At 61.0% G+C, this 11,227-nt stretch carries 9 protein-coding genes and 1 riboswitch; of the genes, 6 read left to right on the top strand and 3 right to left on the bottom strand.

The window, feature by feature from the left end:
• Positions 1-2 precede the first annotated feature (2 nt).
• The 3 genes from ACZ0AZ_RS15825 to ACZ0AZ_RS15815 form a co-directional block, all read right to left on the bottom strand.
• Entirely contained in the window at positions 3-857 is an 855-nt protein-coding gene (locus ACZ0AZ_RS15825) for a hypothetical protein (RefSeq protein WP_463537705.1), read from the bottom strand.
• A 1-nt stretch (position 858) separates the two neighbouring features.
• Positions 859-2,103, bottom strand: coding sequence for a glycosyltransferase family 4 protein (locus tag ACZ0AZ_RS15820; protein WP_463537704.1), 1,245 nt, complete (start codon positions 2,101-2,103; stop codon positions 859-861).
• Between the two features lie 196 nt (positions 2,104-2,299).
• Positions 2,300-2,704, bottom strand: coding sequence for a hypothetical protein (locus tag ACZ0AZ_RS15815; protein WP_463537703.1), 405 nt, complete (start codon positions 2,702-2,704; stop codon positions 2,300-2,302).
• Between the two features lie 350 nt (positions 2,705-3,054).
• A riboswitch (guanidine-I (ykkC/yxkD leader) is annotated at positions 3,055-3,155 on the top strand.
• 63 nt (positions 3,156-3,218) lie between these two features.
• Between ACZ0AZ_RS15815 and ACZ0AZ_RS15810 the strand changes: the two genes are divergently transcribed.
• From ACZ0AZ_RS15810 to uca, 6 genes are all read left to right on the top strand, one after another.
• Entirely contained in the window at positions 3,219-4,286 is a 1,068-nt protein-coding gene (locus ACZ0AZ_RS15810; protein WP_415763407.1) for a putative urea ABC transporter substrate-binding protein, read from the top strand.
• 18 nt (positions 4,287-4,304) lie between these two features.
• Entirely contained in the window at positions 4,305-5,120 is an 816-nt protein-coding gene (locus ACZ0AZ_RS15805; RefSeq protein WP_024011982.1) for an ABC transporter permease, read from the top strand.
• On the top strand, positions 5,117-5,905 hold the full coding sequence (locus tag ACZ0AZ_RS15800; protein WP_129998884.1) for an ABC transporter ATP-binding protein: 789 nt from the start codon (positions 5,117-5,119) through the stop codon (positions 5,903-5,905). Before ACZ0AZ_RS15805 ends, ACZ0AZ_RS15800 begins: the two co-directional genes overlap by 4 nt.
• A gap of 13 nt (positions 5,906-5,918) precedes the next feature.
• Positions 5,919-6,644: an urea amidolyase associated protein UAAP1 gene (locus ACZ0AZ_RS15795; RefSeq protein WP_129998883.1), complete on the top strand. Its 726-nt coding sequence runs from the start codon at positions 5,919-5,921 to the stop codon at positions 6,642-6,644.
• Between the two features lie 11 nt (positions 6,645-6,655).
• Positions 6,656-7,297 carry an urea amidolyase associated protein UAAP2 gene (locus ACZ0AZ_RS15790; protein ID WP_016771291.1) on the top strand — a complete coding sequence of 214 codons (642 nt, stop codon included), beginning with the start codon at positions 6,656-6,658 and terminating at the stop codon, positions 7,295-7,297.
• Between the two features lie 283 nt (positions 7,298-7,580).
• Positions 7,581-11,216 carry an urea carboxylase gene (gene uca, locus ACZ0AZ_RS15785; protein ID WP_463537702.1) on the top strand — a complete coding sequence of 1,212 codons (3,636 nt, stop codon included), beginning with the start codon at positions 7,581-7,583 and terminating at the stop codon, positions 11,214-11,216.
• The last annotated feature ends 11 nt before the right edge of the window (positions 11,217-11,227 follow it).

Genomic DNA, 11,227 nt, shown 5'->3' with positions numbered 1-11,227 from the left:
TGTTACTTCCTTGTAATAACAGAGCGTGAAAGATAGTCACTGAGATATTTGAGCATCTCAGGTGCTTCGCGTAATGACGCTAATCCGAGTCCTACGCTACCGTGCCCCCCGGAAAAGTCGAAGTTATCCAGATTGATATTGCAGAAGAAATTCAGTTTGCCGAAATCAAGATTTTCCAATTCAGCTCTGCTGAACCTTGCCAGTTTCTCGTCAGTCAGTTTTTCCTCCGACGCCGGGCGAATCAAGCCGTCACAGTTGATCAACCGAGGGGTTCCATCTCGCCGCGGCCAGCCAGTAATGACAAACGTTCTAACCGAGTCTTCATTCTTGAAATGCGGCGGAGGTGCATCCAGCCAAATCTCCAGCCCCGGATAATTCTTTAGTTTCACAATCAACTCATCCGGCCAGTTGACGTGCCGATAACCCCGTTCATGGGGCTCGGTAGTTTCTTTTCTGGTAAAAAGCCCGGCATTCAATTTATAGAGCCGCCAGCTTTCGGGGATCGGTCCCAGGCGCTGATTCTGGTGCCGGTGCAGTCCCGTCCCGGTCCACCAGAAAAGCCCCTTCAGAGCAATGGCCAGGCAAGCTTTCTTGTTCACCATTTCCGGCATGCCAACGTAAAACTCCGGGACCAGCGTCTTATCCACATAGGCGCCGCCCAATATCGGCACTTGCTGCATGCTCGCCAGTTTGTTCTGACAAGCTTTCTCGTCTGCCTGGTGAATAGCCGCCGACGCCGCGGATTGTTCTTGGCGAATATAAAATCCCGCTACGCAATAACAGACATAAAAGAACAATCCATACTTCAATAACCTTTTAAACCACCTGATCGCCTGCTTACGCGACTTCCTGGACATTTCAAACCTCCCGCTCAAACTGCGGAACGGTTGGTATGTCGTTATGTCCGGATATCGCGTTTGCAAAAACCTCAAAGTATTGGCTCACGCCCGATTCCACACTGAACCGACCTGCCGTCAACTTCGCGGCGCTGGCAAGACCATCGTACTCACCTGCCGACTGCAAAACCTTGCTTACACTGCTGGCAATTCCTTGATGGTCGAAGAAATCCACCAACATGCCATTAGCCCCATCGACAATGACTTCCCTTACCGGAGCCGTATCCGACGCAACAACCACACAACCGGACGCCATCGCCTCCAGTAACGACCACGACAAGACAAACGGATACGTCAAATAAACATGGACTTTGGAACATGCGAGAACCGCGCGGTAAGTCTGGTAAGGAAGTTTCCCTGTGAAATGCACGCTGGAGTGATCGAAACTGACCTCTGCCTCCATCCTGCTGCGCCAATCCGGATACCCGACCGGCTTACTCCCGTAACTGACACCATCACCGCCAACCATGATGATCTGCGCATCGGGGCACTCGGCCTGAATAAGCGGGATCGCTCGCATGAAACTGTGAAAGCCGCGATAAGGCTCGAGGTTTCTGGCGACATAGGTGACGATCGGCTGTCCGGCTTTGAACTCGATTCCATTGGGCAATCTGACTGCCGCGACTTTCGCCAGGTCAGAACGTTGAATCACACCTTCGTGAACTACCCGGATTGCCGACTGGTAAGCAGCCGGAAACAGGCTGCGCTGCCACTGCGTAGGCGCAATCGCGGCATCACAGTGTTCAAGATTCAACAGATGCAGCGAGTTGAGCACTCGCAGCCGTGACGACTCCCTTGTGGCTCGGCGGAATTCAGGGTCGAACCCGCAATCGGCGCCCTGCGCTCGATAGTAATACTCGCAATAGTGAATCAGCGGCGTATCGGGATAGACGTCCTTGGCGAACAGCGTTTCTCCCCATCCGGGATGAGCAAGAATGACATCTGGCTGATAACCCGAACGCTTCAGCCTGCTCAGAATTTCGAAGACCTTCTGCCCATCAATTACCGCTTGTTCGTATCGGATCAGATAGGGGTGAATATTGCCGGGCGCTCGGCTGGTCGCTCGATAGCGATGGGTGTTCACACCGTCGACGCCCGGTGCCGTGTCCCGGCCTATCGCCACGACCTCATCACCGCGGTCCAGTGCTGCCAGCACCACATGACGGAACTGACCGGGAAAATTTTGATGAATAACCAGTAGCTTCATAGCGCTGAACGTCCATTTTTCGCCGCTATCGAGCTGAGGATTGCTCGCCTCGTTCGGCATCCACGAACGCTAACAAACACCACGAAATGAAACTGTAGGACGCTTCCGGGATTGCCTTGGGAGACGGCCCACGGAACACGTTTTCGACAGGCAAAAAAAAGCGGCGCTTGATGCGCCGCTTGTTCGTTGCGGTGATTTACCAGCGGTTGCCACGGCCGTTGTAGTCACGGCGACCGCTGTGACGGTCATAGTTGCCGCGACCCCGGTGGTCGTTGTCCCAACCGCCGCGACGGTGGCCGTCCCAGCGTCCGCGATCGTTGCCGTGCCAGCGACGGCTTTCGTAATAACGCGGGGCCGGTTGATAGTAACGCGGCGCCTGGTAATAACGCGGTTGCTGGTAGTACCGCGGCGCTGGCTGGTAGTAGCGCGGCTGAGTGTAATAAGTGCCGCCGCTGCGGTAATAGGAGCCGCCACCGCTGTAATAGGCCGGTGCGGGTGATGTGTAGACCTCTGACCTGTAGTAGCTGTCTCCATAGGAATAAGGAACGCATCCGCCAAGGGAAAAAAGCATCACGGCAAGCAGTACGATTCGGCGATACATGGCGGCCTCCTGGACCGCGGGTTGGCCACACCAGCGACGCTGGCAGGCGACCGTCAGCAATTGCGTGACTGTCGAAGAATCAGACAGCGATTTCAGAATCTGGTGCGTTCCTGCAACAAGTTGAAACAAGTGATTATGAAATCTTGTTTATCCGCAAAATCAGCGACCCGTGAAGCGTAAACGCGCTGCATGACGGTGCAACCGCGCACCACCACGATGCGCTATAGCTCCCCCCGCTTCCCTCGGCAATCCAGCAGATCCCCGCCGCAGAGGCCTCGGCGCGACTTGGCACGTCTCTCGCTTTAGCAAACCTGTGCAGGAGTCATCACAGGTTCGCGGCACCACAATTTGCAATGGCTGACTAGGGTTCCGGCTCGCAAGCGCGAGTGGCTGGTCCGAGAGTTGGCGACCTCCAGTTGAGGTTACACGGCGGGACAAAAGCCCGGGAGACAAGCCACCGTTCGCGGTGCCGCGTTGCCTTCCTGTCCGCCCTCGATCAACTGGAGAATCCGCAATGATCCGACTACGTTTCCCCGCCCTGCTCGCCGCCGCCTTCGCCGCGCTCATCAGCACGCAATCTTCCGCCGCCCAGAAAGACCACTTCAGCGTGTGCTGGACGATCTACGCCGGCTGGATGCCATGGGAATACGCCGGCAGCCAGGGCATCGTCGACAAATGGGCGAAGAAATACGGGATCAAGATCGACGTCGTGCAGCTCAACGACTACGTCGAATCGATCAACCAGTACACCGCCGGCCAGTTCGACGGCTGCACCATGACCAACATGGATGCGCTGACCATTCCCGCTGCCGGCGGCGTTGACAGCACCGCGTTGATCGTCAGCGATTTCTCCAATGGCAACGACGGCATCGTGCTCAAAGGCGAAGGTAAAAAAGTCGCCGATCTGAAAGGCATGGACGTCAATCTGGTCGAGCTGTCGGTCTCGCATTACCTGCTGGCTCGCGCGCTGGACTCGGTGGACCTGACCGAGAAAGACCTGAAAGTGGTCAACACCTCCGACGCCGACATTGCCGCCGCGTTCAACACCGACGAAGTCAACGCCGTGACCACCTGGAACCCGATGCTCTCGGATATCAAGGCCAAACCCGGCGTCACCGAAGTGTTCAATTCCAGCCAGATTCCCGGCGAGATCATGGACATGATGGTGGTCAACAGCGCCACGCTCAAAGACAACCCGGCACTGGGCAAAGCGCTGACCGGGGCGTGGTTCGAAGTGGTCGCTTTGATGAACGCGAAAAATGCCGCGAGCAAAGCCGCACTGGAACACATGGCCAAGGCCTCTGGCACCGATCTCGCAGGCTTCCAGGCGCAACTGGACACCACAAAGCTGTTCGCCACGCCGAGCGAAGCGCTGAATTTCGCCACCAGCAAACAACTGCCGGACACCATGCGCAAGGTCGCTGAGTTCTCCTTCGAGCACGGCCTGCTCGGCGAAGGCGCGAAGGACCCCAGCGCGGTCGGCATGTCCTTCGCCAACGGCGTGACCAGCGGCGACACCGCCAATCTCAAGCTGCGTTTCGATCCGACCTACGTGCAGATGGCCGCCGACGCCAAGCTGTAAGCCACAGAGGATTTGGCCATGCGCCTGATCAATCGCCACCCCGATCGCCCGAGTCGCTTGTTGCTGGTGATCCTGCCGTTCGCGCTTGTCCTGTTCGCCTACTTCACAGGCTCGGCCGAGCGCCTGGCGGACAACCCCAACGACAAACTGCTGCCCAGCGCCGTGCAGATGAGCGACGCGGTAAAACGCCTGGCCTTCAACGCCGACAGCCGCACCGGTGAATACCTGCTGTGGCAAGACACTGCGTCGAGTCTGCGCCGTTTGGCCATCGGCCTCGGCATCGCGGCGCTGGCGGGTCTTTGCCTCGGTATTGCGGCGGGCACCCTGCCGCTGTTCGGCGCGCCGTTGTCGCCGTTGCTGACGGTGCTGTCGATGGTGCCGCCGCTGGCGATCCTGCCGATTCTGTTCATCGTCTTCGGCCTGGGCGAGTTGTCGAAGGTCATGCTGATCGTCATCGGCATCACGCCAGCGCTGGCCCGGGATCTGGAACAGCGTGCCCGTGACATTCCAGTCGAACTGCTGATCAAGGCGCAGACCCTCGGCGCCTCGACCTGGACGCTGATGCTGCGCGTGGTCTTGCCGCAGCTGTTGCCGCGCTTGCTGATCTCGCTGCGCTTGATGCTCGGTTCGGCGTGGCTGTTCCTGATTGCCGCCGAAGCGATCGCCTCCACCGATGGCCTCGGCTACCGGATCTTTCTGGTGCGGCGCTACCTGGCGATGGATGTGATCCTGCCCTACGTGGTGTGGATCACCCTGCTCGCCTGGCTGATGGACTGGGGCTTGAAACAGCTGACCCAGCGCGCTTTCCCTTGGTACGAGGGAGCGGCAAAATGAGCTTCATCACAGTAAAAAACGTCTGGCAGCAGTACGCCGATCAAGTGGTGCTGGAAGGCTTGAACCTGAGCGTCAGCGAAGGCGAGTTCTGCACCTTGGTCGGCGCCTCCGGTTGCGGCAAATCGACCTTCCTGCGCCTGCTGCTCGGCCAGGAAAGCGCCAGTCGCGGGGAGATTCTGCTCGACGGCCAGCCCTTGGCCAGCGAGCCGGATGCCAGCCGTGGCGTGGTCTTCCAACGCTACTCGGTGTTCCCGCACCTGAGCGTGCTCGACAACGTCGCCCTTGGTCTCGAATTGCCGCGCGCGCCCTTGCTCGGCCGGCTGTTTGGCAGCGCCAAACGCGAGGCCCGCGAACAGGCTGCAGCCCTGCTGACAAAAGTCGGCCTCGGCCATGCGCTGGACAAGTACCCGGCACAGCTGTCCGGCGGCATGCAGCAACGCTTGGCCATCGCTCAGGCGCTGATCATGAAGCCGCGCGTGTTGCTGCTCGACGAGCCCTTCGGCGCGCTGGATCCGGGCATCCGCAAAGACATGCACGCGCTGCTGCTGGAGCTGTGGCGCGAGACGCAACTGACGGTGTTCATGGTCACCCACGACCTGTCGGAAGGCTTCAGCCTCGGCACGCGTCTGCTGGTGTTCGACAAGGTGCGCCTCGACCCGCACGCCCCCGGCGCCTACGGCGCACGCATCACCTACGACATCCCGTTGAACAGCGACCGCCGCGCCCAGCGCGCCGCCGTCGAGGCCCTGCCGCTACCGCTGGCGGGCACCCTTCGCACTGCTTGAGAGGACTGCTCCAATGACTGATTCAATCCAACTCTTCCCACCCTTCGCTGAAGAACTGCTGCCGGGCGGCGGCCACCGTTCGTTCGTGCTCAAGCGCGGCCAATTGCTGCGTCTGACCGACCTGCGCGGCGGCGCCAATGTCAGCCTGACCTTGCTCAATGCCAACGAAAAAACCGAGCGGCTGAACCTGCCCGACAGCCTCAAATGCCAGCACACCGCCAAGCTCACCGCCGGCCACTGCCTGTACTCGGACATGGGCCGCGTACTCGCCGCGATCAGTGCCGACACCTGCGGCTGGAGCGACAGCCTCGGCGGCGTGCTGTGCGCGCAAGAGGTCGCCGAAAAATACGGCCAGGGCCGCTATCAGGAATTGCGCAACGGCTTCTTTCGCAACGGCACCGACAACTTGCTGGTGGAACTCGGCAAGTGGGGCCTGGGCCTGTCCGACCTGCTGATGACCCTCAATCTGTTCAGCCGCGTGAACGTCGATGAGGCCGGGCGTTTCCACTTCGTCGAGGGCAATTCGAAGGCCGGCGACTACATCGAGTTATACGCGCCGATGGACACTTTGGTGGTGCTCACCGCCCTGCAACATCCGATGGACCCGTCCCCCGAATACGCCCCGAAACCCTTGAAGCTGAGCTGGATGAACGCCGACGCCAGCGTCGCCGAACATTGCCGCATTTCGCGCCCGGAAAACGAGCGCGGCTTCATCAACACCGACCGTTTGTTCGCCTGAGGATCGCTGCCATGTCACTCGCAATCGCCACTTCGCACAAGCAAGCCGACAGCGCGATCTACCGCGCGACCATTCCCGCCGGCGAGCCCTGGCTGATGGAGGTCAAGGCCGGGCAGACCCTGCGCATCCTTGATCTGGAAGGCAATCAGGCGGTCGACACCTTGTTCTACAGCCTCGCCAACCCCAAGGAACGCTACGACGTGCAACGCACCTTGCGCCGGCAGAACAGCGTCTACCTGAGCACCGGCAGCGTGCTGTATTCCAACCTCGGCCAGCCGATGCTGACCATCGTTGCCGACACCTGCGGGCGCCACGACACCCTCGGCGGCGCCTGCGCGCAAGAGAGCAACACCGTGCGCTACGCCCTGGAAAAACGCTACATGCACAGCTGCCGCGACAACTACCTGCGCGCCTGCGCCCACGACGGCCGATTGAGCAAGAGCGACATCGGGCCGAACATCAATTTCTTCATGAACGTGCCAGTAACGGCGGATGGCGGGCTGACCTTCGAGGACGGTATTTCGGCGCCGGGCAAGTACGTTGATTTGCGCGCGGAGATGGACGTCATCGTGCTGATTTCCAACTGTCCGCAGTTGAACAACCCGTGCAATGCCTACAACCCGACTCCGGCGGAGTTGCTGGTATGGAACTGACCATCAGCCGTTTACGCCGTTGGCTTTTTGCACTGTGCCAGGCGCGTTCCGGGCAGTGCCTGAAATCCACCAGACAACCCTGAACCCTGTGGGAGCGAGCCTGCTCGCGAATGCGCCGTGTCATTCAGCATTGATGTGGCTGATCCACCGCCTTCGCGAGCAGGCTCGCTCCCACAGGGAGTTTGCGGTGGGTTTGAGTGAAGTGTGTTTTTTCCATCCGGGACGGCCCGGATGTCTGTCGAAAAACAGCGGGACGGCCCGCTTCCCCTTCAGGGGTTATGCCATGTTCGAAAAAATCCTTATCGCCAACCGTGGCGCGATCGCCTGTCGCATCCTGCGCACGATTGACGTGCTGAAGGCCAAAGGTGTCGCCGTGTACTCAGAAGCCGATGCCGCCAGCCTGCACATCTCACAGGCCGCTGAAGCGTACAGCCTGGGCGAAGGCGCGGCGTCCGCGACCTATCTGGCCGTCGACAAAATCCTCACGATCGCCAAACAAAGCGGCGCCACCGCCATTCATCCCGGCTACGGATTTCTCTCCGAGAACGCAGCGTTCGCCGAAGCCTGCGAAGCGCAGGGCATCGCCTTCATCGGACCGACGCCGGAGCAATTGCGGGTATTCGGCCTCAAGCACACTGCTCGCGCGTTGGCCAAACAGCACGGCGTACCCATGCTCGAAGGCACCGACCTGCTCGACAGCCTCGATTGCGCGCTGAGCGCCGCCGAACAGGTCGGCTACCCGGTAATGCTGAAAAGCACCGCTGGCGGTGGTGGCATCGGCATGCGCGTGTGCCGCAGCGCCAATGAATTGAGCGAATCATTCGAAGCGGTGAAACGCCTCGGCCAGAACAACTTCAGCGACGCTGGGGTGTTCATCGAGAAGTACATCGAACGCGCGCGGCATCTGGAAGTGCAGGTGTTCGGCGACGGCTGCGGTGAAGTCATCGCTCTCGGCGTGCGCGACTGCTCGGTGCAGCGGCGCAACCAGAAAGTCCTCGAAGAAACCCCGGCGCCGAGCCTGCCCGAAGGCATGGCCGATGAGCTGTGCGCGGCGGCGATCAAACTGGCGCGAGCGGTGAATTACCGCAGCGCCGGCACCGTCGAATTCGTCTTCGACAGCGAGGCTCAGCGTTTTTATTTCCTTGAAGTGAACACGCGGCTGCAGGTCGAGCACGGCGTCACTGAACAGGTGTGGGATGTGGACCTGGTGCGCTGGATGATCGAGCTGGCCGCCGGTGATCTGCCACCGCTGCGCGAGTTGTATCAAGGCCTGGAACCGCAGGGCCATGCGATTCAGGCACGTCTGTACGCGGAAGATCCGGGGCGTGATTTCCAGCCAAGCCCGGGCCTGCTGACCGCTGTGCAATTTGCGCCCGCCAACGGCGTTGAGTTGCGCATCGACACCTGGGTCGAGGCCGGCGTGGAAATCCCGCCGTATTTCGATCCGATGATCGCCAAGCTCATCGCGTGGGCGCCGAGTCGCGAACAGGCTCGCGCCGAACTCAATCAGGCATTGGGCGATAGCCTGCTATATGGCGTGGAAACCAACCGCGATTACCTGCGCCAGATTCTGCTCGATACTCCATTCGCCAGCGGCCAGCCGTGGACCCGTTGCCTGGAAAATCTGCTGTATCACGCCAATACCTTCGAGGTGCTCAGCGCCGGCACGCAGACCAGCGTGCAGGACTATCCCGGACGCCTCGGTTACTGGGCCGTCGGCGTGCCTCCGTCGGGGCCGATGGACAGCCGAGCGCTGCGTCTGGGCAATCGTCTGCTCGGCAATGAACAAGGCGCGGCCGCGCTGGAAATCACCATGAGCGGGCCGATCCTGCGTTTTAATTGTGATGCCGTCGTCGCAGTCACTGGCGCACCGATTGCCCTGACGCTAGACGCTGAACCGGTGCCGATGAACACCGCGCTGCTGATCCCGGCCGGCGCGACGTTGCAGCTGGGCAGCATCAGCGGCGCCGGCGCGCGCAGTTATCTGTGCCTGCGCGGCGGCGTGCAGGTGCCGGATTATCTGGGCAGCAAAAGTACCTTCACCCTCGGCCAGTTTGGCGGGCATGGCGGTCGCGCATTGAGGGCCGGTGATGTCTTGCATCTGCCGGCATTGACCGAGCGCAGCGCCGGCCAGCAACTGGCCGAACAGCTCATCACTGCGCTGCCGAGCGTGCGCCAGATCCGGGTGATCTACGGCCCGCACGGCGCGCCGGAGTACTTCAGCGAAAACTACATCGCCACATTCTTCGCGACCCAGTGGGAAGTGCATTTCAACTCCAGCCGCACCGGCGTGCGCCTGATCGGGCCGAAGCCTGAGTGGGCGCGTGAGGATGGCGGTGAAGCGGGTCTGCACCCGTCGAACATCCATGACAATCCGTATGCGATTGGTGCGGTGGATTTCACCGGGGACATGCCGGTGATCCTCGGCCCGGATGGCCCGAGTCTGGGCGGATTTGTCTGCCCGGTGACGGTGATCGAGGCGGATCTGTGGCAACTGGGGCAGCTCAAGGCGGGCGATAAAATTCAGTTCATCGCCGTCGACCTCGGCACCGCCCGCGATCTCGCCCTGAAATGGGATGCACCCTGTGGGAGCTGGCTTGCCAGCGATGGCGCCCGATTTGACACCGCATCAACTTCATCGCTGGCAAGCCAGCTCCCACAAGGGATTGTGTCGCCTGTGGTTCTTGAGTTGGGTCAAGGTGATCGGCGGCTTGTCGGCCGGGTTTCTGGCGACACTCATTTACTGCTGGAAATCGGCGCGCCGGAGCTCGATCTGGTCCTGCGCTTTCGCGCCCACGCGCTGATGCAAGCGCTGCAAAGCCAAGCCCTGCACGGCGTGATCGACCTAACCCCGGGCATCCGCTCGCTGCAAATCCACTACCAGCCGGAGCGACTGCCGCTGGCCGATCTGCTCGGCATCATCGCTGGCGAATGGGACGCGGTGTGCGCCGCCAAGGATTTGCAGGTGCCATCGCGCATCGTGCATCTGCCGCTGTCGTGGGACGACCCGGCCTGCCAGTTGGCGATCGAGAAATACATGACCACCGTGCGCAGGGACGCGCCGTGGTGCCCAAGCAATCTGGAGTTCATCCGGCGCATCAACGACCTGCCGAATCTCGACGAAGTGCAGCGCACGGTGTTCGATGCGAGCTATCTGGTGATGGGCCTTGGCGACGTTTACCTCGGCGCGCCGGTGGCCACGCCGCTCGACCCGCGTCATCGTCTGGTGACCACCAAGTACAACCCGGCACGCACCTGGACCGCCGAGAATTCGGTGGGCATCGGCGGCGCCTACCTGTGCGTGTACGGCATGGAAGGCCCGGGCGGTTATCAGTTTGTCGGGCGCACTCTGCAGATGTGGAATCGCTATCGCGAAGTCGCCGCGTTCGACGGCAAACCGTGGCTGCTGCGCTTCTTCGATCAGATCCGCTTCTACCCGGTCAGCGCCGAAGAACTGCTGCGCATCCGCCGCGATTTCCCCCTTGGGCGCTTTGATCTGAACATCGAACACAGCCAGCTCAACCTCGCCGACTATCAGGCATTTCTCAGTCAGGAAGCCGCGGGCATCAGCGCTTTCCGTGCGCAGCAACAGGGCGCGTTCAAGGCTGAACGCGAGCGCTGGATCGCCAGCGGCCAGGCGCATTTCGACAGCGAAGAAGCCGTGCCTGACGCCAGCGAAGAAGCACCGCTGCAGAGCGGTGAACACAGCGTCGACAGCCACATCGCCGGCAACCTCTGGCAGGTGCAGGTCGAGGCCGGCCAGCGTGTCGCGGCGGGCGATGTGCTGGTGATTCTCGAGTCGATGAAGATGGAAATCCCTGTGCTCGCACCGCTGGCCGGCGTGGTGCGAGAGATCCGCGTGCAGCCCGGTTCGGCGGTGCGCGCCGGACAACGGGTGGTGGTGCTGGAACTCGACTGAAGCCATTTCTG

Source organism: Pseudomonas sp. AC239, from assembly GCF_979258545.1.
Note: the sequence above shows the minus strand (reverse complement) of the source record. Positions and strands in the feature narration are given on the sequence as shown.